Source organism: Nocardia sp. NPDC050412, from assembly GCF_044458825.1.
Lineage (GTDB): Bacteria > Actinomycetota > Actinomycetes > Mycobacteriales > Mycobacteriaceae > Nocardia.
This window is the reverse complement of sequence record NZ_JBITIJ010000005.1, coordinates 629,743-654,791: the sequence shown is the minus strand read 5'-3', so window position 1 is coordinate 654,791 and position 25,049 is coordinate 629,743. Positions and strand designations below refer to the sequence as shown.

General features: G+C 67.2%; 23 protein-coding genes and 1 pseudogene. 13 read left to right on the top strand and 11 right to left on the bottom strand.

The genetic code is table 11. The annotated features are described in order from the left end of the window. Positions 1-48: 48 nt before the first annotated feature. Positions 49-2,838, bottom strand: a complete 2,790-nt coding sequence (locus ACIBI6_RS17625) for an AAA family ATPase (protein ID WP_396957018.1) — start codon at positions 2,836-2,838, stop codon at positions 49-51. 180 nt (positions 2,839-3,018) lie between these two features. Between ACIBI6_RS17625 and ACIBI6_RS17620 the strand changes: the two genes are divergently transcribed. The 5 genes from ACIBI6_RS17620 (at position 3,019) to ACIBI6_RS17600 (ending at position 6,992) form a co-directional block, all read left to right on the top strand. Then, positions 3,019-3,933 (top strand): MBL fold metallo-hydrolase, encoded by a 915-nt coding sequence (locus ACIBI6_RS17620; protein WP_364352939.1) that lies wholly within the window; start codon positions 3,019-3,021, stop codon positions 3,931-3,933. Between the two features lie 21 nt (positions 3,934-3,954). Further along, positions 3,955-5,448: a carboxylesterase/lipase family protein gene (locus ACIBI6_RS17615; protein WP_396957015.1), complete on the top strand. Its 1,494-nt coding sequence runs from the start codon at positions 3,955-3,957 to the stop codon at positions 5,446-5,448. Positions 5,449-5,509: 61 nt separating this feature from the next. Continuing rightward, positions 5,510-5,893, top strand: coding sequence for a RidA family protein (locus tag ACIBI6_RS17610; RefSeq protein ID WP_396957014.1), 384 nt, complete (start codon positions 5,510-5,512; stop codon positions 5,891-5,893). 161 nt (positions 5,894-6,054) lie between these two features. Beyond that, positions 6,055-6,750, top strand: a complete 696-nt coding sequence (locus ACIBI6_RS17605; RefSeq protein WP_396957013.1) for a hypothetical protein — start codon at positions 6,055-6,057, stop codon at positions 6,748-6,750. Then, positions 6,738-6,992, top strand: coding sequence for a Tn3 family transposase (locus tag ACIBI6_RS17600; RefSeq protein ID WP_364352927.1), 255 nt, complete (start codon positions 6,738-6,740; stop codon positions 6,990-6,992). The genes ACIBI6_RS17605 and ACIBI6_RS17600 overlap by 13 nt, the downstream gene beginning before the upstream one ends. Before the next feature lie 331 nt (positions 6,993-7,323). On the opposite strand, the gene ACIBI6_RS17595 is transcribed toward ACIBI6_RS17600, so the two are convergent. Further along, entirely contained in the window at positions 7,324-8,598 is a 1,275-nt protein-coding gene (locus tag ACIBI6_RS17595; RefSeq protein ID WP_364352924.1) for a helix-turn-helix domain-containing protein, read from the bottom strand. A 371-nt stretch (positions 8,599-8,969) separates the two neighbouring features. Here ACIBI6_RS17595 and ACIBI6_RS17590 point away from each other — a divergent pair, with 371 nt between their 5' ends. Further along, positions 8,970-9,344 carry a hypothetical protein gene (locus ACIBI6_RS17590; protein ID WP_364352921.1) on the top strand — a complete coding sequence of 125 codons (375 nt, stop codon included), beginning with the start codon at positions 8,970-8,972 and terminating at the stop codon, positions 9,342-9,344. A gap of 410 nt (positions 9,345-9,754) precedes the next feature. Here the strand turns inward: ACIBI6_RS17590 and ACIBI6_RS17585 are convergent, their stop codons facing one another. Continuing rightward, entirely contained in the window at positions 9,755-11,980 is a 2,226-nt protein-coding gene (locus ACIBI6_RS17585) for a SulP family inorganic anion transporter (protein ID WP_396957011.1), read from the bottom strand. A 586-nt stretch (positions 11,981-12,566) separates the two neighbouring features. Between ACIBI6_RS17585 and ACIBI6_RS17580 the strand changes: the two genes are divergently transcribed. Next, positions 12,567-12,749, top strand: a complete 183-nt coding sequence (locus tag ACIBI6_RS17580) for a hypothetical protein (protein WP_364352915.1) — start codon at positions 12,567-12,569, stop codon at positions 12,747-12,749. A 707-nt stretch (positions 12,750-13,456) separates the two neighbouring features. Here the strand turns inward: ACIBI6_RS17580 and ACIBI6_RS17575 are convergent. Then, positions 13,457-14,221 carry a tetratricopeptide repeat protein gene (locus ACIBI6_RS17575; RefSeq protein WP_396957009.1) on the bottom strand — a complete coding sequence of 255 codons (765 nt, stop codon included), beginning with the start codon at positions 14,219-14,221 and terminating at the stop codon, positions 13,457-13,459. Between the two features lie 299 nt (positions 14,222-14,520). Between ACIBI6_RS17575 and ACIBI6_RS17570 the strand changes: the two genes are divergently transcribed. Then, a complete protein-coding gene (locus tag ACIBI6_RS17570; protein WP_396957007.1) occupies positions 14,521-15,141 on the top strand; it encodes a transposase in 621 nt (206 codons plus the stop codon). Next, a pseudogene (locus ACIBI6_RS17565) lies at positions 15,081-15,266 on the top strand (IS5/IS1182 family transposase); the annotation flags it as partial. The gene ACIBI6_RS17570 and the pseudogene ACIBI6_RS17565, both read left to right, overlap by 61 nt. A 534-nt stretch (positions 15,267-15,800) precedes the next feature. Here the strand turns inward: ACIBI6_RS17565 and ACIBI6_RS17560 are convergent. The 5 genes from ACIBI6_RS17560 to ACIBI6_RS17540 form a co-directional block, all read right to left on the bottom strand. Next, complete coding sequence (locus ACIBI6_RS17560) at positions 15,801-16,001, bottom strand: hypothetical protein (protein WP_396957005.1); 201 nt, start codon at positions 15,999-16,001, stop codon at positions 15,801-15,803. Then, on the bottom strand, positions 15,923-16,117 hold the full coding sequence (locus ACIBI6_RS17555) for a hypothetical protein (RefSeq protein ID WP_396957065.1): 195 nt from the start codon (positions 16,115-16,117) through the stop codon (positions 15,923-15,925). Before ACIBI6_RS17555 ends, ACIBI6_RS17560 begins: the two co-directional genes overlap by 79 nt. A 180-nt stretch (positions 16,118-16,297) precedes the next feature. Continuing rightward, positions 16,298-17,290 carry an isopenicillin N synthase family dioxygenase gene (locus ACIBI6_RS17550; protein WP_396957003.1) on the bottom strand — a complete coding sequence of 331 codons (993 nt, stop codon included), beginning with the start codon at positions 17,288-17,290 and terminating at the stop codon, positions 16,298-16,300. Positions 17,291-17,515: 225 nt separating this feature from the next. Then, complete coding sequence (locus ACIBI6_RS17545; RefSeq protein ID WP_364352900.1) at positions 17,516-17,965, bottom strand: cupin domain-containing protein; 450 nt, start codon at positions 17,963-17,965, stop codon at positions 17,516-17,518. A 44-nt stretch (positions 17,966-18,009) separates the two neighbouring features. After that, a complete protein-coding gene (locus tag ACIBI6_RS17540; protein WP_396957000.1) occupies positions 18,010-18,930 on the bottom strand; it encodes an MBL fold metallo-hydrolase in 921 nt (306 codons plus the stop codon). Between the two features lie 195 nt (positions 18,931-19,125). Here ACIBI6_RS17540 and ACIBI6_RS17535 point away from each other — a divergent pair, with 195 nt between their 5' ends. The 4 genes from ACIBI6_RS17535 to ACIBI6_RS17520 all read left to right on the top strand — a co-directional run bounded on the left by ACIBI6_RS17535 (position 19,126) and on the right by ACIBI6_RS17520 (position 23,137). After that, a complete protein-coding gene (locus ACIBI6_RS17535; RefSeq protein WP_396956998.1) occupies positions 19,126-20,730 on the top strand; it encodes an AtzH-like domain-containing protein in 1,605 nt (534 codons plus the stop codon). Then, the gene (locus tag ACIBI6_RS17530; protein ID WP_396956996.1) at positions 20,730-21,512 is read left to right on the top strand and encodes a cysteine hydrolase family protein; all 783 of its coding nucleotides are present in this window, start codon (positions 20,730-20,732) and stop codon (positions 21,510-21,512) included. Before ACIBI6_RS17535 ends, ACIBI6_RS17530 begins: the two co-directional genes overlap by 1 nt. Before the next feature lie 189 nt (positions 21,513-21,701). Beyond that, positions 21,702-22,277: a TetR/AcrR family transcriptional regulator gene (locus ACIBI6_RS17525; RefSeq protein WP_396956994.1), complete on the top strand. Its 576-nt coding sequence runs from the start codon at positions 21,702-21,704 to the stop codon at positions 22,275-22,277. A 71-nt stretch (positions 22,278-22,348) separates the two neighbouring features. Next, complete coding sequence (locus ACIBI6_RS17520; protein ID WP_364352885.1) at positions 22,349-23,137, top strand: SDR family oxidoreductase; 789 nt, start codon at positions 22,349-22,351, stop codon at positions 23,135-23,137. 153 nt (positions 23,138-23,290) lie between these two features. Here the strand turns inward: ACIBI6_RS17520 and ACIBI6_RS17515 are convergent, their stop codons facing one another. Together ACIBI6_RS17515 and ACIBI6_RS17510 are read right to left on the bottom strand one after the other, a co-directional pair. After that, positions 23,291-24,241, bottom strand: coding sequence for a PDR/VanB family oxidoreductase (locus tag ACIBI6_RS17515; protein ID WP_396956992.1), 951 nt, complete (start codon positions 24,239-24,241; stop codon positions 23,291-23,293). Positions 24,242-24,273: 32 nt separating this feature from the next. After that, positions 24,274-24,951: a helix-turn-helix domain-containing protein gene (locus ACIBI6_RS17510; RefSeq protein ID WP_396956990.1), complete on the bottom strand. Its 678-nt coding sequence runs from the start codon at positions 24,949-24,951 to the stop codon at positions 24,274-24,276. Positions 24,952-25,049 lie beyond the last annotated feature (98 nt).

Here is a 25,049-nt window from a genome sequence, read left to right as displayed (position 1 = left end):
TGGCGGGCGGTATGCGTCAGGTGACTGCTTCCACGGCCAGGGGTGCCCTTATTCCTGGTGGCCGGCCGTCGCGAGGGTGCCCTCGATGAGGTCGCGCAGCTGGGATCGGGCGGTGATGCCCAGCTTGGGAAAGCTGCGGTAGAGGTGCGAGCTGACCGTGCGCGGGGAGAGGAAGAGCTTTTCGCCGATCTCTCGGTTGGTCAGCCCGCGGGCGGCGAGCCGGATAATCTCCTGCTGTTGCGGGGAGAGTTCGGCGAGCGCGTCGGGGGCCGCATCTGTGACGTCGAGGCCGGCGGCGCGCGATTCGGCCCGGGCGCGCTCGATCCACGGGCGTGCGCCCAGGCGCCGGAAGGTCTCCAGGGCCTCGGTGAGCGGCCCACGCGCCTCTGCGATGCGCCGACGGCGCCGCAGCCACTCGGCGAGGTCGAGCAGGGTCTGTGCGCGTTCGAAGGGCCAGTACTCCAGTACCGGATCCGCCAGAGCCGCCCGGAAGTGCGGTTCGGCGTCGTCGGGGTCCGCCAGCAGGCCACGGGCTCGGCTGATCAGCGCACGCAGACGAGGTGAAGCGTTGTCCGCCAGCGCAGATGCCGAGCGCTCGACGATCGCGACAGCCTCCTCATGGCGGCCGCAGCGCACAGCGGCGGCGGCCAGATCCGCGAGGGCCGGGTAGGAGGCGTGGTAGTGCACGGGCGCGCCGTCTACCGTGAAGACCATGCGGAGTTGGCCGTACGCGGTCTCGTAGGCGCCTTCTGCGGCTGCCGCGGCACCGAGCGCACGACGGGCATAAACGGAGACCGAGCGGCTTTCCAGCGGATCGATCAGGACGAGCGCGTCCTCGGCCCGGGCACGGGCCGAGGACGCATCGCCCTGGAAGGCCAGCACGGTGGCATCCACGGTGGCCGCACAGGCCACGGCGTGGTCGAGGCCGGCCGCCCGGCCGACTGCGGTGGTGCGGGCGCAGGCCTCACGGGCCTGTTCCCACCTTCCTCGCTCCAGGTAGGCCCAGGCGACCGCGCCGCCCAGACCCTCGGGCAGCGCTCCCTGCAGCTCCCAGCGGTCGAAGGCCTCGTCGAAGGCGCGGACGGCCTGTGGGGTCTCGTCCAGGAGCCACGCCATGATCCCGACGGCGGTGAGCCGCTCCGGCCGGGCTTCCGCCTCGGCGGCCAACTGCGGGAGCAGGCAGACGAGTTGGGCCCGGTCGTCGAAGGGGTCCGACACAGCCCTCACCCAGGTGCGCAAACCTGCGTGTGAGGCGTCCTCGGGAAGGCGCCGCAGGACCTCCTGGATGCGGTGGCGCTGGGTGTCCTCTCCGGAGTAGAAGCGGACCACGGCGGCGCCGGCCACGAGGTCCAGCCCGGCGGCGGGCTGGGAGGCCGCCAACTGCTCGGCGTCGTCGGCCAGCCGGGAGAAGACCACGCTGTGGCGCACGGTCAGGACCGCCAGCCGTCCGGCCTGCACGGCGGCGGAGGCCAGCAGGGTTGCGTCATCCGTGCGCGCGCGTGCTGCGGCGACCAGTTCCTCGACCCAGGCGATGTCTCCGGTGAACACGGCCGCCGCGGCGGCTTCGACCAGCAGCCGGGCACTGTCCTCGCGTTGCGGTGCGAGTTCCGCGGCGCGCTGCAGGGCCTGGGCCGCCGCCGCATGGCCGCCGCGGCGGCGGGCCCGGCCGGCGGTCCGCTCCAGCTCCGCCGACGCGGCCGCGTCCGGGTGCGGGCAGGCGGCGGCAAGATGCCAGGCACGCCGGTCCGGTTCGTCCCGCAGCATCTCGGCGAGCGCAAGGTGAGCCTCGCGCTGGGCGCCCAAGGACGCGGCGTGATACACGGCGGACCGGACCAATGGGTGGCGGAACCGGACGTCCCGGCCGGTCCGCCGGACCAGCCCGGCCTGCCCGGCTGGCAGCCAGACCGCGTCCTCGGCGCGCGGCAGCCCCGCCGAGACGGCGATCGCGGAGTCGGCGCTATCCATGGCGGCCAGGAGCAGCAGAGCCCGCATGGTGGAGGCGGGGAGACTGTTCAGGCGAGCGGCGAAGATCCGCTCCAGGTGATCGGTGAGCGGAAGCGGACCTGCAGACGGCAGCCCCGCAGCCGTGTCCTGTGCTGAGGCTGTCCTCGTCAGTTCCAACAGTGCCAGCGGGTTGCCGCCTGCCTGGTCGAGGATCCGCGACCTGGTGTGCCCGGTGGGGCTCTTCGGCTGCAGGTCCAGCAGCTGATTGGCCGCAGCTTTGTCGAGCGATCCCAGGGTGAGCATCGGCACATGACGGTCGAATCCCGGAAGGTGATCGCCGCCACGGGCACCGATCAGCATGGTGACCGGTTCACCTTCCAACCGTCTGGCAACGAAGGACAGCGCATCCAGGGAAGCACGATCGAACCACTGCGCATCGTCCAGCACCACGAGCACGGGATGGTGGTCGCCCAGGCCTGACAACAGGCTCAGTACGGCGACCCCGACCAGCATGAGATCGGGTCCCGGCGTGGCCGACCCCTCGCCGAAGGCGTCCTGCAGCGCCGCGCGCTGCCTCCCTGGCAGTGCGTCCACCTCGGCCGGCACCGGCCGCAGCAACTGATGCAGTGCGGAGAACGCCAGGCTCGACTCCGACTCGCTCCCCTCGGCCCGCAGTACGCGAGCGCCGCCGGCTTCCGCCCGGTGCACCGCGTGCTCCAGCAGCGCGCTCTTCCCCGTGCCCATGTCACCGACCAGCATCAGCACCGGGTCGGCCGACACCGAGTCCACCGCACGAAAGAGGCGTGCCAATTCCGCGTCCCGGCCGACGATCAGCTCCCCCGGATCCGGCTCCGGTCCCATGACCGCACCGCGGTCGCCTGTGTGCTCGTCCACGGAAGTCTCCCGGAATTGCGGCTTTCGATCGGAGTCGCCTTGCCCTGGCCCGCCCAGGCTACAAGCGGCCGGGCCCAGTGCCCAGGCCATGCGCGCAGGTGCAGTCACGTTACGGATACCGCGCGCACCGAGACCGCTCGTACGGTTCCAGGAAAACCTCCACATTCCCAAGGACGCCCCATGGAACAAATCACGCTCGGCAACGTCACCATCACACGGATATGGGAGTATTTCGGTTCCGTCGAAATGACGCCTGACACCTTCTTCCCGGAAAGCTCGAAGGAAGTCTGGGAGACCGGTACCGACTGGCTAGCCCCGCATTTCCTGGATTCCGAGACCAACATCGTGAATTCGGCGATCCAGACTTGGCTGCTGCGCAGCGAGGGCAGGACGATCCTGGTCGACACCGGCGTGGGCAACCACAAGGAGCGTCCCTACGCCCCGGTCTGGAGCCACCTCGAAACGGACTTCCTGGCCAACCTCGCGCGGGCCGGTGTCCAGCCGGAGGACGTGGACATCGTGATCAACACGCATCTCCACATCGACCACGTCGGCTGGAACACCTACCTGGACGGGCGGCAGTGGGTGCCCACCTTCCCCAACGCCACCTACCTGATGCCGAAGGACGACTTCGACTTCTGGAACCCAGAGAACGGACACCAGCCGCTGCTCGGCCGCGGCAACCAGAACGTCTTCGAGGACAGCGTCGCCCCGGTGCACCAGGCCAGCCTGACGCAGCTGTGGGAGAACAGCCACCAGATCGACGCGAACCTGCGCCTGGACAGTGCTCCCGGGCACACCCCCGGTTCCTCCGTGCTGACTCTCACCTCCGGCACGGACCGTGCGGTGTTCGTCGGCGACATGCTGCACAGCCCGGTGCAGATACTGGAGCCGGACGCCAACAGCTGCTTCTGCGAGAACCCCGCCGAAGCCCGCGCCACCCGCCGCAAGGTGCTGGGCTGGGCGGCCGACAACAACGCGCTCGTGATCCCGGCGCACCTGGGCGGGCATGGCGCCACCGAAGTCGTACGCGAGGGAAGCACCTTCGCCGTCAAGGGCTGGGCGCCCTTCACCCCGTACACCGAGCAGGGCTGAACCCGCGGAAAGGCACCAGAGATGAACCACCACGCCGAACCCGTCGTGACCACCACGCAAGGAGCCGTCCGCGGTCTGCGCCAGGACGACGGCACCGCCGCCTTCCTGAACATCCCCTACGCCGCCCCGCCCCTGGGCGCCGGCCGCTTCGCGCCGCCCGAGCCGCACGAGCCGTGGGACGGCGTACGGGACGCCACCGTGCCCGGCCCCAACGCGCCGCAGTCCGAGCGCAAGCTCGGCAGCATCGACATGGCCCCCTACTTCGGCACCGGCTGGAGCCGGGGCGAGGACTACCTCACCGTCAACGTCTGGACGCCCGCCGTCGCGCAGAGCGACCTGCCGGTCATGGTGTTCGTGCACGGCGGCGGATTCGTCGCCGGTTCGACACGGTCCGCGATGTACGACGGGTCCGCCTTTGCCCGCGACGGCGTCGTCCTCGTCACCCTCAACTACCGGCTCGGCATCGCCGGGTTCCTCGATCTGCCCGGCGCGCCCGCCAACCGCGGCCTGCTCGACGTCGTCGCCGCGCTGCGCTGGGTGCGGGAAAACATCGCCGGCTTCGGCGGTGACCCGGACAACGTCACGCTCTTCGGCCAGTCTGCAGGGGCCACCGTCGTCGGCGGCGTCCTGGCCGCCCCACAGGCCGCGGGCCTGTTCCACAGGGCGATCGTGCAGAGTGGCAGCGGCCTGGGGGCGTTCAGCACCGAGCAGGCCGCCCGCGTCACCTCCGCGGCCGCCGACGTCCTGGGCGTCGAGCCACACGTGGACGCCTTCGCGGGGATCTCCGACGAGCGTCTGGTGGAGGCCGCTTCCAAGCTCGCGGGCATCGATCTGCAGACCGCCACCCACCATGACCCGCTGATCGGGCTCAGCCCCTTCAGCCTGGTCCTGGACACCCAGCCCGCCGAAGCCGTCGCCACCGGACACAGCTCCGACGTCGACCTGCTCGTCGGCACCAACACCGAAGAGGGAAACCTCTACCTGGTCCCGGTGGGCAAGTACGCCACCTCGACCGCCGCCGACGTCGACGAGGCAGCGGCCCGCTCGCACCCGAATCCGGTGCAGCTCGTCGAGACCTACCGCAAGTCCCGCCCCGAGGCGTCCTTCGCGGGGCTGCGCTCCGCCATCATGGCCGACGCGCTGTTCGGCGCGGGCAGCCGCGCTCTGGTCGGCGCCCATGCCGCCCACCCGAAGTCCGCCACCTACGCGTACGAGTTCGCCTGGCGCTCCCAGGCCCTGGACGGAGAGCTCGGCGCCACCCACGCCGTCGAGCTGCCCTTCGTCTTCGACCTCGCGGACCGGCCCGAGCTGAACGGCCCCACCGCCCTGCTCGGCCCCGACAAGCCCCCGGCGGATCTCGCGGCCCGCATGCACGAGACCTGGATCCGGTTCGCCACCACCGGCGACCCCGGCTGGGACCCCTACGACACCGAGCGCAGGGCCACGATGCACATCGACGTCGAGTGGACCCAGATCGACGACCCCCGCAGCCAGGAACGACAGGCCTGGAGCTGACGCCCGTACCGGTCTCGCCTGCTCATCCCCTCCAAGGACCACCACCGCTTCAAGGAACACCATGACCAGAACCGTCATCACTACAGACAACGCACCCTCTCTGCCCGCCCCGCTGTCCCAGGGCATCCGCAAGGGCCCCGTCCTGCAGGTCTCCGGACAGCTCCCCTTCGACCCGAACACCGGCGAGGTCGTCGGTACCACCGTCGCCGAGCAGACCGCACAGGTCCTGCGCAACGTGAACGCCGTACTCGAGGCGGGCGGTGCGGGCCTGGAGGACGTCGTCATGCTGCGCGTGTACCTCACCGACCCCGCCCACCTGGCCGAGATGAACGAGGCGTACGCGGCAGCCGTCGGCGAGCCGTTCCCCGCCCGTACCACCGTCTACATGCAGCTCCCGCCGGGACTGCTCGTGGAGATCGACGCCCTGGCAGTGCTGGGCGACTGATCAGGATGGCCGGTCGTCTGGCAGGAGCGTGCACCAGTCTGAGGGTTCCGCCGGCGTACCTGCTCGAGGCCCTGTGCGCACTGATCGGACGACCGGCACCTCCCCGCGGGCCTCATCCCGTACGCCGCATCCACGAGCAGGTCCTCCAGACAGTGGGGTCGGTGCCGCCGGGCGTGCTCGAGCCGGGCGATGTGTGCGCGGCCACGGACGTGCGCGCGGGCCTCTTGAACGCCGAGATCCCGGCCCCCTCGGACACGGCCGCCCTCTGCATCCGGCGCACGGTCGACGACCTGGGACCGGCCGACCTGTGGGAACTAGCACGCTTCTCGGCCGTGACCCGGGACGATCTCTCCTGGGGCGCTGCCGCGGTCCTGGCGGGAGGAGATCCCGGCGCCGGAGACCTGCTGGACGAACTCGCCGCGCACACCCTCGCGGAGGAGGTCGCCGAACGGTCTCGGTGCCAGTGGGGCCGAGACCACACCGAGGCGGTACGCGCCGCGCTGTACCGGATTCTGGCCGACCTCGCCGACGCCCTCCTGGAAGTGTCGGAGTCGACCCCGACCCCCCTGGACTGGACCGTTCACGACAACGGCGGGAGGTATGTCACCACCGCAGTGGGCGACGGGGTCATGTACGACGTGCTGGTCGAGACGGCGCAGAACGCTCCCCCGGCTGCGGCACTCGTCTGGGACCCCCCGTCACCGCTCGCCGCACGTGCCGTCTGGCAGTGGCAGATCACCAGCGGACCGGTCGACCGTGCCTCTCACAGCTGTGCGCCCTTGCCCTCCGCACTCGCGGCACGGCATGCCGCCGAGTGTGCAATCACCGCACTCACCGCCGGCAGATGCGGGCTGTGAGCCACCTCGGCCTGCGCCGGACCCATGCCGCACCGCAGACGTGCGTTCCAACGCGGTACATGGACGCTGCGGTGAAGCAGCTGCGCGCGGACGGCTTCGACGTCCGTGACGAGGACGTGGCCCGCCTCTCGCCGTTCGTCAGGCATCACATCAACCTGCTGGGCCGGTACTTCTTCCAGCTTCCCGACCTGCCAGGCGGCCTGCGTCCGCTGCGCGCCCCGGACGCCACCGACGAAGAATGACCGGGTCCTGGCCCGCACCGCCGGACGGGAGGACCCTGGAGGTACGTCCGGCGTCGTCTTGGTTGCAGAAGACCTCGCTCCGGTCATCGAGCCTCCGGCAAACCAACACCCTCGCCCTCCACCACGCGGCCGACCACCTGGCCCGCCGAACTCTGGCGCCCCGGATCGACAACAGCCAGGTGGATTCACATCACCTCCCGTAGGTCCACCGGTCCGAGTCGGCCGCGGCTGCCATGGAACTATTGGGCTTTCAACTGGTGGTTCGGGTGTCTGATGTCTTGCCGTCGCCTGCGATGTCCAACCGGTGGTTGCTGCTGCGGTGGCGCACACCCTATGGTCGCGTTCGAGTTGGCTGATCGAGTGCGGGGCGGCTGGTTGTGTCGGTTGCGTGCTGCGGGTATCCGCGGGCGATCAGAGCTGCTCGGAGGTGCCAGATACCGGAGAGTTTGGTTGGGTCGAAGCCGGTGAGTTGGCCGATTCTCTTGAGTCGGTAGTCGACGGTGTTGGTGTGTACGTGCAGCGCCTGGGCGGTGCGTCGGCGGGTGAGGTTGTGGCTGAAGTGTCGTTGGAGTGTGTCGAGGAGTTCGGGGTGTTCGTCGAGTGGGGTCAAAATTGTGCGAAGCCATTCCAGACCAGGGCCCGGGCGGGTGAGCTGGTATTCCATCGCGAGTTGATCGAAGCGATATAGTCCGCGCGCATACTGCAGCCGCTGCACCATGTCGAGGAGTTCGTGTGCTTGATCGGTGGCGCCCGGAATACGGGAGGTCGGGGAAGTGACGACTGTGGCGGTGATGGGAACCTGTGCGGCGCGTGACAGTTCATCGATGAACGCGTCGAGGTCTTCGTTGGGCACCAGTGTCTCGGGTAGCAGGATCGTGCCGCCGTCGACGCTGAGTAGTGAAAGCGCATTGCCGGTGTACTTTTTGGCGAGCTCCGCTTGTATACGCCGAAGTTTGCGTCGTGCAACGACTTTGGCATCCAGGCGCGGGTTGTGTTCCTCCGGGTGTGCTGGGATGGCCACGGCGAGAATCCAATAGGATTCGGCGATCTCTATGCCGCACTCGCGCGCCATGGTAGAGGTGGAGTTGCCGCCGAGCAGAGCTGAGGTGAGCGTGTGCGCGGCGGTGTGGTGGTCGCTGACCACGGCCCGCAACTCCTTGACGTAGGCGTGGGAGACGGTGGCGGTGATTGTGTCGAGGATTTCGAGCAGTCGCCGGCTGGCCGACTTGATGCTGTCGAAGTCCGCGGCCGTCGCATCGGCGAGTACCAGGTCAAAGCCGAGCTTGAACCCTTCGTGTACCGCGTGGTGGATGGTGTCGATCGGGATGCCTTCGCGAGCCCAGCCTTCGGCGGCAGTCCGTAGTTTCTGGGTCCGCTCGGGGCCATCGGAGCCGTCGAGCATGCTCACGGCGAGCTCGAGGCAGGTCCGGGTGATCGTGGTGATGTCGCCATTGAGCGCCTCGCCGGGCAACGTCCGGCACGGAACGATGTGCTCGACGAAGTGGCCGACCATTTTCCGCGATAGTGTCCGGACGTCTTTCAATGGCGATGTGACGGGCTGGCCCGAGACGATCAAGTCCCGACGGGCTGAACTGGCGATGGTCATTGTGACTCCCTTCCATCCCCGCGGCGTGGCGAAGCACATAACGGTAACGTGGCGATCGCCGGTATCGGTCCGGCTATCTGCGCTTCTGGGTTTTGGGGAATGGAGTTGATCACGCCGCTGTGATCAACCACAGATCTGAAGGCGCCGCCCCTGGATACGCGGTCGCTGGATTGGTCAAACGTCCGGTTGGCGTCGCGTATCGGCAATACGTTGGCCGAGATCGCCGAGCACGCCACCGGGCCGAGATCGTAGGGAAGGATCACAATCGAGACGGCGCTCGGTTCGTTCGATCACTGAAATGAGCCGGTCAGCGCGAAGCCGCAGCGATCAGCCCGTACCGTCGATGTCTGAAGGGCGGCAGAGGGAGCGCCATGGCAGTGGACCCGCACGACGAACGTCGAACAGCAGGCGCAACATCCGCCCACAACGGACGCCCTCGACATACCGTCGCGGACCGAGTTCTCAAGGCCGGCATCGAACGTGCGCTCGTCGTATTCGACGCCGCCGAAGCCTCGGGTGCCCTCACATTCGATTGGTTCGAGCACGCTGCGACCCGCTGCGCACAGGACGGAATCCCGATCGAGACGGTCCACGCGGTGGTTACCGAAAGTGTGACAGCGGCGTTGGGCCGACTTGGTTCGGCCACCGGCGTCGTCGACGGCGGACGGGAAGTCGGGCTCGAACAAATCGCTCCCCCGAGTATCCTCGACCAGCTCATCGCCGTCGTCTCGCGCGCCTATGCCTGACCGTCGGTGGCATAGCCGGAGAGCTGGCGGGCACGGTTCCGGTGAGCAGCCGTTTGAGGATCCGCGATCGTGGTTCGCTCCGGCACCGGCGGGCGCCCGTCAGTGTTGTGGCGCGGAATATCGGAATGCAAGTACTGGACGAGTTTTCCGGGTCGCCGTCTACGAACAGTGCCGAGCAGCGGTGTCGCCGAACGATCTCCTCGATCTGCAGCCCGGAAAGACAACCCGCAGTCCTTGCGGCTGCATGGTCGACCTGTCCCTGCGGACATGTCACAGGTACCGGGTCGAGTGCGGTGCGATGATCCGATAGCCGGGATGCTGGGCGAACACCGCCGCTGTGGCATGGCTGCGAGAACGTCGAGGCCTGGCACGACTTCGATTGGCGTGCGGGTGAACTCGCATCCGATCGGTTAGACGGTGACCGGTGCGGCGGCGTCCTGGTCGGTGATCTGGCTGATGCCATCGGCGGTGACCTCCAGCACGCATGCAGTGGAGATATCGAAGAACAGGCCCGACACCGTCAGGCCGCGCTCCGCGACGGCCTCGCGCATAACTGGATGATGCTGCAGGGTCTCCAGCTGCACGGCGACGTTCACCATGCTCAGCTGAGCGGCCTCGTCGTAGCCCGCGGCCGCCGCAGCCAACCGCACCGGGTGCTCGGCCCGGTAGGCGTCCAGGCTGGGCCGGGCATGGGCGAGCCAGACGTCCAACCTCGGTCCGGCGGAGGTGCCGGCGAGCAGCGCCTTCATCGCACCGCACGAGGAGTGGCCGCACACCACCACGTTGCGCACCTTCAGGTTGTCCACCGCGAAGGACAGCGCCGCTTCCACCGAGGCGTCCGAACCGTCCGCGGGGTGCAGGTTGCCGACATTGCGGACGGTGAACAGGTCGCCGGGGCCGCTGTTGGTGATCACGTTCGGCACAATCCGCGAGTCGGTACAGGTGAGGAAAAGCGAGTGCGGATCCTGCCGATCCCGCAGCTCGTCCAGGTGTGGACGCAGCACGTGGGCGTGGCTGCGGTGATAGGCGGCCACACCGGCTGCGACGGCGTCGCCGTTGCGCTCACGCCACGGGCCGAGTACCTCGTCGAGCATGCCGCGCGCCCGTCCGCGCCGTGGCGGTCCGGTCATGGCGTGTTCCATGCGCGCGGTGCCGATCTCCACGAATTCCGCTTTGCCGCCGATGCTTTCGTGCTGGCGGGTCCAGTCGTGGATGGCCTCGTAGGCGGCGTGGTCGAGGAAGTCGACGGTCAGCTCGACCAGCACGTCGGTGCCGGTCGGGACCTTGGCTAGTTCCTTGGTCAGCTTCGGCAGCGCCAGGAAGGTGCACGTGCCGTCGATGGTGACGATCCAGCGGTCGGTGCCCGCCACCGGCGCGGCCTGTACCGACACCTTCACCACTCGCCACAACAGCATCGCGAACGCCAGCGCCAGGCCGATCAGCACGCCCTCGAGCAGGTTCAGTAACACCACACAGACCATGGTCACCGCGTATACCGCCAGGTCGCCGGTGCGATGGGCGAGCCGGATGTGGGCCAGCTTCACCAGCTGCATGCCCACCACGATCAGCAACCCGGCCAGTGCCGACTTCGGGACCTGCTGCACAACACCCACCAGCGCGATGGAGAACACCAGGATCCACACGCCGTGCAGAATCGCCGAGGCCTGGGTGCGCGCTCCTGCGGCCACGTTGGTGGAGCTGCGCACGATCACCCCCGTGACCGGGAGGCCACCGAGCATGCCGGAGGTGATGTTGGCCGCGCCCTGGGCCACCAGCTCGCGGTCGAAGTTGGTGCGCTTGCCGGTGTGCAGTTTGTCCACCGCCACCGCCGACAGCAGACTCTCCACGCTGGCGATCAGGGCGATGGTCAGCACCGCAAGCGCCACCGCACCCCAGTCGCCGCCGGGCAGGCCGGGCAGGCCGATGGCGTCGAACAGCGAACCATCGATCTTGATGCGCTCCGGATCGCCGGGCAGCACAAGCGAGAGCACCGTACCCACCAGCACCGCCACCAGCGGGCCCGGCATCAGCCGCACCCGCTCCGGCACCCAACGCCAGGCGACGATGATGCCGATGACGACCACGCCGACCACGAAGTCGTCACCATGCAGGTTCAGCAGCTGACCGGGCAACTCGGTGATGTTCTCGAAAGCCGGGCCGCGCGACGAGCCGCCCAGCAGCACGTGCACTTGCTGCAGGGCGATGGTGACACCGATACCGGCGAGCATCGCGTGCACGACTACCGGCGCGATCGCCAACGCGGCGCGCGCGATCCGGCTCAACCCGAACACAATCTGTAGCAGGCCGGCCGCGACGGTGATGAAACAGGTTGTCTTCCAACCGAACTGGTGGATGGTCTCGGCGAGCACCACGGTCAGACCGGCGGCGGGCCCGCTGACCTGCAACGGGGAGCCACCCAGGAAGCCAACGACAATGCCGCCCACGGCGGCCGCGATCAGGCCGGCCGCGATGGGGGCATCGGAGGCGATGGCAATGCCCAGCGACAACGGCAAGGCGACGAGGAACACCACGATCGAGGCGGGCAGATCATGGCGAGTGATCGACGAAAGCCGATCGGACCAGAACCTGTCCGGCACGGCATCCGATTCGGGCGTCGTATCGGTGTCGGTGGACATATTTCTCCTTCACCAGGCCGATGGGCCGACCCGAGTTTGTCGAACATGTTCTCCAAACATCGAAAGCAGCTGCCGGACAACGATGTCCGAGAACTCGATGTCCAGCAGCCTCTCAGGCGTGAGGAGTTTCCAAGATCAAAGTACTGGCAGCAGCACAGCGAAAAACGGGCCAGGCGAATATTTGTGACCGACACAATTCCGAACGGCAGTGTTTTCGGTGCCACCACAACGCGTCTCGGACAGAGTGACCGGGAATTCGACCGACTCGAGAGCCCCACAAAGCGCAAGTACAAGCACAGATGCCACGGAAGCTGACGCGGCGGCCATGCCCTCGTAGCCGACCTCCAGGTACTCGACGGCTGCGACGAAAGACCACAATTGATCTTCAGAATTCTCGTGTGTATTCACAACGCAGTTGTTTTCGTGAATACCGCGGAATTATTGGGCATATCCACGAAAACTCCGCAAACACATAATCTGAGAACCCAAATTATTGCCGACGGCGGGCCGCGGTCCCGCAGGCCGTGATCTGATTGGGCCGCCTCGAGTTCGGGGCTTGTCACGCAGCACAACTGAGGATGACTGTATGAATTCAAGAATTATCCGTCGACTCGCCGTATTCGCGTTCGCGCTGCCCGCAATCGCGTTGAGCAGCGGTACAGCCTCGGCAGCAGCCGCCACGGCCACTCCGGTCGGTGGCTCGGTGGAATTGTGTATTCCCATCCCCCTTGGCTCGGCGGAGAACACCTTCTGCCTGCCTATCGGCTAGTTCGAGTTGGGTGCGGCGGTGGCGAGACCGTTCATGGCTAGCAGGATTCTGTTTCCAGTTCGGAGTCGCCACCGCCGCGCGGCATCGGTGGAGTTCACTGGGTGGCGGTGTCGGCTCGCGGACGCAGTAGCGTCGGTTGCGGGCCATACCGGGTAGTGCGCTACTGGTTGAAAGCTGTTGTCACGCTGAATGTTCGACCTGACAGTGCCTGAACTGCGCCGGGCGCTGGTCGATCTCGCTTCTTTGGAGAAGGTTGTTGAGCCGACGGTTACGGGCTTCGATGGCTTGTGGGTCTCACTCACTTTTTCGCGCTTCTCGTGCCGCACTGTCCGGATTCATCGCTCTCCTAGCCTATTTGATCGGGTTGCCATTCGCGTCGTTCCTGACTCCCCTTCACCGCCGATGGGGTAGCCGGTCACGACTGAGCCGTCGGGAGCGACGATGACTTCGATTTGGACACCGTTGCGGGTGCCGTTGACCTTCCAGTTGCCGTTGTCCTAGAGGACTGGCGGCTGGGCCGAGTCCCTGCAGCAGCACAGCCACCGCGCCTGGGTTGTCGAGGGAGACATGGACGGCGGGGTCACGGGCAGGCTGCATCCGGGCCTGATCGTCCGGTCCACGAATCAACCTGCACCGGCACCGGTCGCGAACGTCGACGACAAGATCGGCCACCTCGAGTCGACCCGCCAGGCACCGGTTCCGGCGGGTCAGAAGATCCCGGCGATGTACGGCGCGCCGCTGCGTGTCCAGCCGGTCAGCAGCCCCTGCAGTTTTTCCTCCGCATACGGGTGGCCGGCCGCGGCGGCGGCGCGAAAGAACTCCGCCGCCTCGTCTCGGTCCCGTACCTCGAGGACCACCGCCAAGTTGTACATGGAGGTGACATCGCCCGCCGCGGCCCCACGACGCCACCACTGTTCGTACTCCGCGACCCGCTCGCACCGGAAGTACAACGAGCCGAGGTTGGCCATCGCCGCACCGGAACCCGCGTCGACGGCCACCCGCAACCACCGCTCGGCCTCCTCGTCCCGTCCCAGCTCCGACAGCAGGTTGCCGAGGTTGCTCATCGCCTTCGTATCCCCCGCCTCGGCGGCCTGCGCATAGAATTCGACTGCATCCTCTCTATCCCCTCGCTCGACCAGCTGCAACGCCAGATTGAATGCCGCGTCAGCATTCCCAGCTCCCGCTGCAGCCCGATACCAGCGTTCCGATTCAGCGAGCTGCCGCTGTTCGGATTTCAGAAACCCGAGGTTGTGCATCGCTTTCGCATCCCCGGCCGCGGCCGCCTGCACCCACCACGTCTCGGCAGTGGACTCATCGTCGCGTTCGACAGCCCGCAAGCCCAACGTCCGCATCGCACAGACATGCCCCGCCGACGCCGCCACCCTATATTCCGGCTCCGCCTCCGCCGCACGGTCCGCACGCGTCAACGCCTCAGCACGCTCGTACGCCGCCGCCCCACCATCACCATTCATACCGAACCTTCCCTGCGCTCACCCCCGACCGTATCGCGCTGCGCCAGTACGTATTCGCACCCCTGGCAAGCGCCGCCGCACGCGACTCGGGCGCTACCTGACGTACGGGCAGCACCCTACCCACCGGTAGTCACCGAACGCGGGCACCGAGAGGCCGCCGTCAGGCTCGGCTGCTCGACGGGGCGTGGCTCATCTCCGGCCCCTCGATCACGTTCGCGGCTGTCCAGCCGCCGTGCACCGCTGTCCGAGTGGACGATTGGGTGCGTCCTACCTTCGTGACGTGCCGTCGGTTGTCCGGAATGATCGGCAGGCCAGGTGGGATCGGTATAGCTTTCATCGCGCTGCTTCTCGATGGCTCAGGTGGCTCCCCCGCCGGTCCCACCACCTTGTTCCGACCGCTGATTAGGCGCTGCGGACCATCGCTGTGCAGGGCGTTGACGGCGGAACGGGGATGCCGCACGACACGATTGGATGAGGGATCGGAGGCATCATGGCTTTTGGTGGCGGGTATCGACATCGCCAAGGAATTCCATTGGGTGACAGTCGTTGTCACCGATACCGGCAGCGAGGTGATCTCGCGTCGGGTCGACAACGACCCCGACAGCACCAACAGGTTTCCTCGCAGAACTCGGCCAGGCCGGAACCGAGCACGGGCCGGCCCCCTCGGTATCGACGTCATGGGTGGCATCGCCGGACTGGCCACCGCGATGCTGCTGGAAGCCGGTCACCAGCTGGTTCACGTGCCCGGCCCGACCGTGAACCGTGCGCGTCACGGCACGCGTGGCGGTGAGCACAAATCCGACCCCCGCGACACCCGGTCATCGCCGACCAACTGCGGCTTCGGCAAGACTTCCGGCCTGCGAGCACGATCGGCAACCGCCGCGACGAATGGATTACCGCGGGTATGTTCGCGCGGCTGAAGACGATCGCGCTGGACACCTACGACCGCATCGTCGGGCTGGTCCTCGACGACATCGCTGTCGACGGCTGCATCACCAAAGCGAGGTGCGCCGATGAACACACCGACCGCCAACGCGGAAACCGTCGCCGCGGCACGGCTGCTGCTCACCCAATTGGGTATCTCCCCCGCCGACCTCGTGACCGTCGGCACCACGGCACCGACATTCGGTGAAATCGATCCCCGCGTCCGCGAAACACTCGAGGCGGGCACCAAACGCACACCTATTCCTGTTCGGGCTGGCCAGCAGTGTGCACGGAGGCTGGCCCTTCCCGGCGAACTCCAACCCAGCCGCGAGGTCATACTCGACGACGACCTCACGGCGTTCAGCTGCGGGATCGACGTCAGCTCGATCTCATCCGGGTCTGAGAACCGGCCCTACTGGATTCCGATGAGGCGGAGCCCGAAAGCCGCGTATTCCGTGGCGATCTGCTCGGGTGTGACGGGGCCTGGAGTCGAAACCATTGCGGCAGTGCGGTGCACATGGTCGCGATGGCACGGCCGGCGACGCGGGCGTGGTCGGGGGGCAGGTTTCCTCGGCGATCGCGGCATCCATGTCCTCGTCGAGGAGGTATTGAATCTCGTTGCGGGACGCGGTGATCCGGTCTCGGTTGGCCGGTGTCAGGCCGCGCATCTCGCTGGCTCCGATAATGTGTGGAATTCCAGGTCGAGCTCGGTGTCGCGGGCCTGGTCGGCTGCGTAGCGCAGGTTCTCCTCCTGTGCGGTCAGGATGGTCGCGAGCTTTACCGGATCGGATTCGGTGAGTGTGGTGGCGGCGGCCAGACCGTCCAGCACCGCGCGGACCGCGAGGGCGTCGCGCACCCTGCTCGTCGTCGATGCGGCGACCCGGGCGGGACATTGACGGCCGGCCCCTCATAGATGAGCTGCTGGACGGCCTCGCGCACCGGGCTCCGGCTCACGCCGAGCCGGGCGGCCAGGGCCGGAACACTGGGCGGCGTGCCCGGCTCCAGCTCCCAACTGCCTGACCTGCCGGTGCGCGGATGCGCCGAGCAGCGCGGAGGTGGTCGGTCATCGCAGTCGGTCCTAATCAGTGAGCAGGATGGGTTCTCGGCCGGACTCGTGTTCCTGCGGTTGGTCTTTCGTTTTCGGTGGTGAAGTTACCCTTGCGCCCGGTAGTTGGCCTGCACGCGCTGAGCGAGGAAGTCGGCGGCGGTCACCGGCGGGTACTTGTGGCGCGGCCCCTGGATGACTGCGTCGCGGTCGGCCTGGGCGAAGTAGGCGATGCTGTAGCGGTCACCCTGGTACTCGCCCGCGCCTGGGCTGCGGACACGGTGGAAGTTCGATGGCAGTTCGTCATCGCTCCAGCGGGTGAGCATGTCACCGATATTGCAGGTGATCAGTGCAGACGACGGGGTTATCGACGTCCATTGCTGCTCCTGCATCTCCTTGCCGGGGCAGACCTGCAGGCCACCCTGCCCGTCCCGCTGGAAAAGCAGCGTCAGACAGTCGAAGTCGGTGTGCGCACCCGCACGCCAGCGACCCGGCACGCCCTGGAGTTCTGTCGGAACAGCGAAGTAGTGCAACAGCCGAAGCGTGCTCTGGTACTGCGGGGATTCCGGATCATGCGCCTTGGTGAAGTGATTGCGGTCCAGGCCGAGGCGATCGGCGAAGCAGGAGAGGACGCGCATCGCGACTGTCCACACCTGGTACTCGAAATCGAGCATGTCGGCGCGGAATTCGACCAACTCCGCTTCGCTCGGCCACAGCTCGGCCATATGCGGGCGGGTGATCTGGTAGGACTCCTTCTGATCGGGCACGCCGATGGACGGGCGTACCTGACTCAGGCTCTCCCACCCGGCGTTATTCGCCTTGACCAGTGGATATCGCGCCTTGGTCGACTCCGGGAGCGCGAAAAATGCTGCGGTGCGGGCGAATACAGTGTCGATCTGGTGCTGCGGGATGCCGTGCCCGCAGAGCTGGAAGAAGCCGATCTCGGTGGCCGCGGCCCATAGCTGGTCGGTGATCTCGGCGCGGCGGTCCGCGAAATCGGTCAGGTCGATGACGCGGATATCGCGGGCGTCGGTCTCCACGCCGAGGCCGCCCATCTGCTGCTCGCGGGATACCTCGGGCTGGTCGTAGCTTTCGGTCATTGTCAGTCCTTGTCTGCGTGGGGTTCTCAGCTGTCGACGTTGATCGTCGGGTCGAGGAATTCCTTGGTGACGACGTCTTGGCGCGCGGGTTGTTCGGTATATTCGCGCCGCCGAGGCGCAGGATCGGGTGTCGCGGCCTTGACAGATACGACACGAGAACGCACCCCGATTGCTATCGGCAGTGAGATTTGCGTTGCAGTGCTGAGTGTCGGACCGGCGGCAAATTCAATGACCCGGCACGGACTCGAATCCTGTTGCCAGAGTGCGGATATCCGCGTCGGACAGCGGCGTGGGCGTGCCGCGGTCGACGAGATCAGCGAATCCTGCGTCATCCGCCATCACGGTGATCGTGTACAGCCGTTCGGTGCCGGAGGTGTTCAGAATGCGGTGTTCGGATCCTGGTTGCAGGATCAGTACGTCGCCCGCGCCGAGGTCGACGGCGTGTGTGTCGCTGTGCGCGCGGGCGGTGCCGGCCAGCACGATGAAGATTTCGGCCGAATCCTCATGGGAGTTCAGTGGTTGCGCACCGCCCGGCTCCCAGATTTCGAGGAATACGCTTGCGCTGGAGCCGTGTTCGGGTCCAGCGAGTGTGCACAGCCGTACCGTGTCCGCGGGTGAGATGAGAGCTGCCGACAGGTCGGCGAGGTGTCGTACGACGGGAGGCGCCCCAGCCATATCGGATCCTTTCGGGTAGACGTCGTATCGCCGCGGAACGCGGTTCAGCCGACGGGTGGTGTGAGCAGGGTGACCGGGCCGCAGTCGTGGCGGGTTACCGGCTGGCCGAGCATGTCGCGGGCCGGCACGGCGATCGTTGTTCCCTCCAGCATCGCCGCCGCGGCATGGGCGACCTCGGTGGCCGCGCTGGCCGGTAGTTGGCAGATAAGGTTGTGGGCGGCCAGAATTCGGGTGATCGGGAGCTTCGACAGGCGGTGCGTCGATTCGGCGAACCGGACCGGGTCGGCTCCGGCGCCGTGCAGCCAGTGGGCGGCGGCGAGCACCGTGTCACCCGAGAGCAGCGTGCCGGTGGTGTGGTCGAACAGGCACAGGGTGTCCGGCGCATGGCCGGGCGTGTGCAGTACCTCGAACCGTCGGCCACCCAGGTCGATGATTTCGCCGTCGGCCAGCGCCCGGCTGATCGGGGTCGGTGGTATCGCCCACTGCGTCAGGTCCGGCAGCGGGCGTAACCGACCGACCCGCGCCAGGGTGAAGAAATACTGGGCATCCAGCAGGGCGAACCGGTCGTACTCCGCGACCACCCGTGACATGGCGGCGGCATACGTACGAAGGAACGCTGGATCGGCGGCGGTGTGCAGGCACCCGGAATTCGGGTCCGCAGCCGTGGGATGCGCGGCGAAGTCGATAACGTCGACCTGCGCGGCGAGGTCGGCATTGCCGCCGCGGTGATCGATGTGGTGATGCGATGACACCACCAACACCGGCAGCGCCGTCAACGCCTGCACCACTTGGGATATCGGAGCGATGCCGAGCCCGGAATCGAACAGCAGCGCGGTGTGTTCGCCGATGACGAGGTAGCTGGCGACATGCCCGGGTTCGTTGATCAGGTGGATGCCCTCCCCGATGTCTCGAACATGGAACCAGGATTCGGCTTCGGCACAGAAGGTGGGAGCTCGTGAGGCCACCGCAGCTCCTCAAATGTTGATGACAGTTACATTTGCCAATGTAGAGGCGCCGCGTTTCCGGGAAGTAAAGGTTGCGGACCGACCGTCGAACGGAGCGAAGGTCGCAGTCCATCAACCCGTCGCGGCAAAAAGGTTCACAACAGCTTTACGTGAACAATGTTCATCACATCAACATTCATGGCTACCGTCTGACCGGTGATCTCTCCCCTCGATGACCTCGACGCCGACCTACGTTCGGCATTCGCGCGGTATGAAAGGGCCTTGATGGCCAACGATCTCGCCGAACTGGACGCCGCATTCGCCGACGGTCCTCGGCCGATCCGCAGTGATCCGGCAACCGCGCTGGTCGGCCACGACGCGATCGCCGAGTTCCGGGCCGGGCGAGCCGGCGCACCGACCCGCTCCCTCGTGCGGGTATATGTGCGCAGACTCGGCTCCGATGCCTCGGCGATCGTCGCGGAGACCCGCCGAACGGACGGTTCACAGGGTGTCCAAACCCAAGTCTGGGAGCGCGACAGCGGCGGTCGATGGACCATCACCGTGGCGCATGTGTCCGGCGGTGCCGCGCCCACCGACGGCAGTACGGTCAGCCCCGACTCATCAATTTGGCGTGTCGCGCCGGACGAGGCGCCGCTCGTGCGCGGCGGCCGAGGACCGCTCCGCGATGCGCGGGTGGCCGTCAAAGATCTGTTCGCGGTGGCCGGGCACGCGATCGGAGCGGGGAACCCGACCTGGCTGGCGGGAGCGCCGGTGGAGTCTCGTCACGCCGCGGCGGTATCCGCATTGCTGGCGGCAGGGGCCGATATCACGGGGATCGCGACCACCGACGAGCTGGCATTCTCACTTGCGGGCGCCAATATTCACTACGGCGCGACACCGAATCCGGTTGCGGCGCATCGAGTCAGCGGCGGGTCGAGCAGCGGTCCGGCGGCCGCGGTCGCCGCCGGGTTCGCCGATATCGGCCTCGGCACCGACACCGCGGGCTCGATTCGCGTCCCGGCATCATATTGCGGGCTCTACGGGCTACGCACGACCCACGGGGTGGTCGCGCGGACGGGTCTGGTGGGTTTGGCACCGAGCTTCGATGCCGTGGGCCTGCTCACCCGCGATGCGACGTTGCTCGCCAGGGCGGGCGGGGCGCTGCTGCCGAATCAAGAAGTACATCCGGTCACCAGGGTGGTGGTGGCACCGGAACTGGTCGATCTGCTGGATCCTGCCGCACGCGAATCTTTTTGGGCTGCGGTGCAGGCACTGACGCTGCGCGATGCGGCCGCTGGAAACGTATTGCCACCGCCGGAGACGATCGCGCTCGACTACCCCGACGGCGCCGGGCTCGACACGGTTCTCATGGCATTCCGCACGGTTCAGGCCGCCGAGGCTTGGCGCTCGCACGGCGCATTCGTGTCCGCTCAGCCGACCGCGTTGGCGCCCGATGTCGCCGCTCGATTCCACGTCGGCCGCGAGATCGACGCCGCAACCGAGACCGAAGCACGCGGCCTGCTCGACGACATGAGCACCCGGCTGCGGCGGATGCTTCCCCCCGGCGTCGTCCTCGCGCTGCCCGCCGCGTCGTCGGCGGCTCCACGCCGAGATGCTTCGTCGGCGGAGGTGGAAGCGGTGCGGCAGCAGACATTGCGATTGACCTGCCTCGCGTCGCTGGCAGGTCTGCCCGCGTTGTCGATGCCCCATCTCCGGGCGGGAAACCTGCCGGTCGGGTTGTGTCTGCTGGCCGGACCAGGACAGGACTCCACCCTGCTCACCTTCGCCATTCCACCTTTCGACCGACAGGACCACATCTGATGTCCCGAAACTCCTGGTCGCTGTCCGGCGACCATGCGGATCTGCGTCGCCCCATCCATCCGCCGCACTCGCTGGAGCTCGATGCTCTGCCGCAACGGGTGAGCATCGATCTTGCGCGCACCGCGTTGATCGTCATCGACCTGCAGAACGACTTCTGTCATGTCGACGGGTGGCTTGCGCGCATCGGAGTCGATGTCTCGCCCGCACGTGCGGCCGTCGATACTCTGCGGACGGCGCTGCCGGCCGTGCGCGGAGCCGACATCCCGGTCGTGTGGGTGAATTGGGGCAACAGGCCTGATCAGGCCAACCTGCCGCCCGGTGTGCTGCACGTCTACGATCCCGCTGGCACTGGCGTCGGAATCGGCAGTGCGGCAACCGCTTCGAGCACCGCGGTGCTCGAAGCGGGCAGTTGGGGCGCGGACGTAGTCGATGATCTCGAGATCGCGCCAGCAGACATTCGCGTCGACAAGTACCGGATGAGTGGATTCGTCGATACGGTTCTGGATTCCGTGCTCCGCAACCTGCGGGTCGACACCCTGCTGTTCGCTGGTGTGAACGCCGATCAATGTGTGTTGTCGACATTGATGGACGCCGCGAACATCGGCTACGACGTGGTGCTGCTCACCGATGCGGTGGCCACCACCTCGCCCGAATACTGCATGGAGGCAACGACGTACAACGTCCGACAGTGTTTCGGGTTCACCGCGACCGCTGCGGACCTCGTCCGTGGACTCACCTCTGCGTCTAGTGCGTTGACCACGAACGTCCGCCGGGTTGGGTGATACGCCGCCGGGTTCCGGCAACGGGCCGGGAGTCCGTGACACTCTCGACGGCGGTAGTTGCTGTTGCGGGAGGGGGGGTTGGTCTGCGCCGGAACCAATTCGGGCCTGTCGGCTGAGCGACGCGGAAGGTCGACGGCCGCAGCCATCAGCATTCTTGACCTACGGGTCAATAACATTTAGAGTCATCGCATGGGCAGGCCACGGAACTTCGAAACCGATACCGTGGTCGAGCGCGCAATGGAAGAGTTCTGGACCCACGGGTACTCCGGCACTTCTCCCGCACAACTCGCCGAGGCCACCGGCGTCGGCAAGGGCAGCCTGTACCACACGTTCGGCAGCAAACGGCAACTGTTCGACCAGGCATTGGCCCGCTACGGACGGATGGGCGTGGAGCACGCCGAGGAGCTGCTGTTCCAACCGGGAAGCACCCGCGAACGCATCGGCGCGTACCTGCGTGAGACCGTGGATTCCGATGTCGCACAGCCGGTTCGGCGTGGCTGTATGGTCGTGAACACGGCCGCCGAGCTCGGTGGCCATGACGAGGAGATCACCCGGGCCCTGCGTGGCATCGAGGATGGTATCGCCGCCGTGCTGGCCGCCCGGATCGAACAGGGCCTACGCGACGGCGACATCGGCCCCGACGTGGATGCGCGGGCCACGGCCGAGTTCCTGTTCAACACGAGCGTCGGTCTGCGCATTATGGCCAAGACCCGCGACACCGAAGCGCTGTATCGCACCATCGACGTCGCCCTGACCGCCCTCTGACCGATCCGCCACATTGCGGTGGCTCTCGCATACCCCAATTTTTGACCTGCAGTTCAAGAAAGGAAGTCTCCATGGATCTCGAATTGACCGGCAAGACCGCCGTCGTCACCGGAGCCGGCCGCGGCATCGGCCTGGCCGTCGCCGAGACGTTGTCCGCCGCGGGCGCACGCGTGGTCGGCGCCGCCCGCACCATCACACCCGAACTCGAAAAGGCCACCGTGGCCACCGCTTCGGTGGATCTGAGCTCGCAAGACGGCGCCACTGCGCTCGTGGACACCGCGCTGAAAGAGCTCGGCGGCATCGACATCCTGATCAACAACGTTGGTGGCGGCGACCCCGACCAACTGACGCTGGGCGGATTCCTCGACAGTACCGACGATCAGTGGCGGCACCTCCTGGATGTCAACCTGTTCAGCGCCGTCTGGGCGACCCGTGCCGCCCTGCCCAGCCTGCTCGACCGTCGCGGCGCGATCGTGAACGTCTCCTCGATCAACGCACATCTCCCGTCCGCCGGGCCGGTCGGCTACAGCGAGGCCAAGGCCGCGCTCACCGCCTTCGGCAAGCGCCTGAGCGAAGAGTTCGGTCCGCAGGGAGTCCGCGTCAACACGGTCTCGCCCGGCGTGGTCGGCACCCGGATCTGGCGCGGTTCCGAATGGGTCGGCGCGAAGCTCGCCGCCGCACAGGGCGTCTCGCACGAACAGCTGCTGGCGGCGCTGCCGGACCAGTTCGGCATCGCCTCGCGCCGAATCTCCGAACCGGAAGAGGTCGCGGCCCTCGTGGCGTTCCTGGTCTCGGGCAAGGCTACCAACATCATCGGAGCCGACCTCGTCATCGACGGCGGGACCATCAAGACCAGCTGACCCCCTGCATCAGGACATCGCGCGGCCGGCGCGCTGACCGCCTTCGCCCCGGTGCGGCGAAGGCGGTCCCAGCGTCTGGATAAGGGCAGCCCCAGCGGCCCGGTACCGCCGCTCCGTTCGTTCCGCCGAATTCGATGCCGGACAATCAGCGCTTCACAGTTCGAGCACCAATCGTGCTCCAGCGCAGCGTGATACGCAGATCATCATGGACTCCCCCTCGGCGCGCTCCTCCGGCGACAGCACAGAGTCGCGGTGGTCCACCTCCCCGCTCACCACGCCCGTCTCGCAGGTACCGCAGGTCCCTTCCCTGCATGACGAGAGTGCGACCACGCCGCGTTCCTCGGCCACCTCGAGTATTGATCGAGTCGCCGGAACCGTGAGCGTCAGCCCCGACATCGCGAGGGACACCTCGAACGGGGCCGCGGCAGACTCCGCGATATCTCGCGCGACGAACCGCTCGGCGAACACATCGACCGCCTCGAGTCCCGCGCAAGCGTCCTCCGCGGCGGCGATCAACCCTGCTGGACCGCAGGCCAGTACCGCGGTTCCCGGCGTCGAATCGGCGAGGAGTGCCGCCACATCCAGGCGTCCCGCACGCACCGAGTGATGCGGCAGCACCGCATCGCTGTAGTGTTCGCGCAGCTCACGCAGGTAAGCCATGGCCGACTCGTCGCGGCCGGTATATATCAGCCGCCACGGCCGCCCGCTGCGCTGCGCGGCGGCGGCGAGCGCGAGCATCGGCGTGATCCCGATACCTCCGGCGATCAGCACGTAGCCGAGCGCACGCACGAGCGGAAAGTGGTTGCGCGGCGGCCGGATCGAGGCCGTTGCGCCGATCGACAGGAGTTGGTGGGCCAGGACCGAACCACCGCGCCCATGCGCCTCGCGCAATACCGCGATCCGATAGAGAATGGTGTCGTCGGGATCGGAAACCAGCGAGTACTGCCGGACGATCCCGTCGCCGAGCAGTAGGTCGATGTGTGCCCCCGCCTGCCACGGCGGTAGTCGGTCACCGTGCGGGTGGCCGAGGGTGAACTCGTCGATGTTCTCGGCCACTCGGCGGCGGTCGCGTACGACGACGGTGATGGAGTCGGAATCATTCATCAGGGCCTCCAGGAAATACGGGCCCCGCCTAGTTATTTGTCCCAGCCACGGGAATCCGCCTCGCGCCCAGCCGCTTTCACGACAATCAGCCTGGCATGCGGGCCGTCCACCACACGCCACCGGTGTGGTGTGCCGCCAGTGTAGTAGAGGCTGTCACCACCGGCGAGTCGCGCGTGGCCATGGTCACCGAGGTCGACCACGATCGCCCCCTCGACGACGTACACCCACTCGTCCTCGTCGTGCTCGAAGTAGGGCCCGAACTCGGCATGCACGTCGACGAATTCTTGCGGGTAGAACGATGCGCGCCCGTGCACCAGCAGCCGGGTCGAGCCCTCTTCCTGCCCCGATCTGGCGATACCCCGCGGCAGCTGGACGCCCTCGTGGGATCGGATCACCTGCCCCTCGGCGGTCGCTTCGGCGTCCTTGCCGCCGCGGGTGTCCGCCGCCAGCATCAATTCGACCTGGGTGGTTCCCAGCGCTTCGGCGATGCGAGCCAGCGTCAGCATGCTCGGCCGTGCCAGGCCACGTTCGAGCTGACTGAGGAACGGGTGTGAGATCTGCGCCTGCTCGGCCAGTCGGACCAGGGTGAGTCCGCGATCACGCCTGCGGCGGCGGATCTCGGCCCCGAGCATGGTTTGCGCGTCGACGGGCGCCTTTTTGGTCACGTTCTCCACCTTCATATCCCACCACCGATCGTCGAAGTGCGTCACGGACGGGCACCCGCACGCTAGATCACCCGTTGCCGCGTCGGCGAATTAACAAGACCGTAGCTGGCTCGTTCATCTACCCGAAACAAGGCGGCTGAATA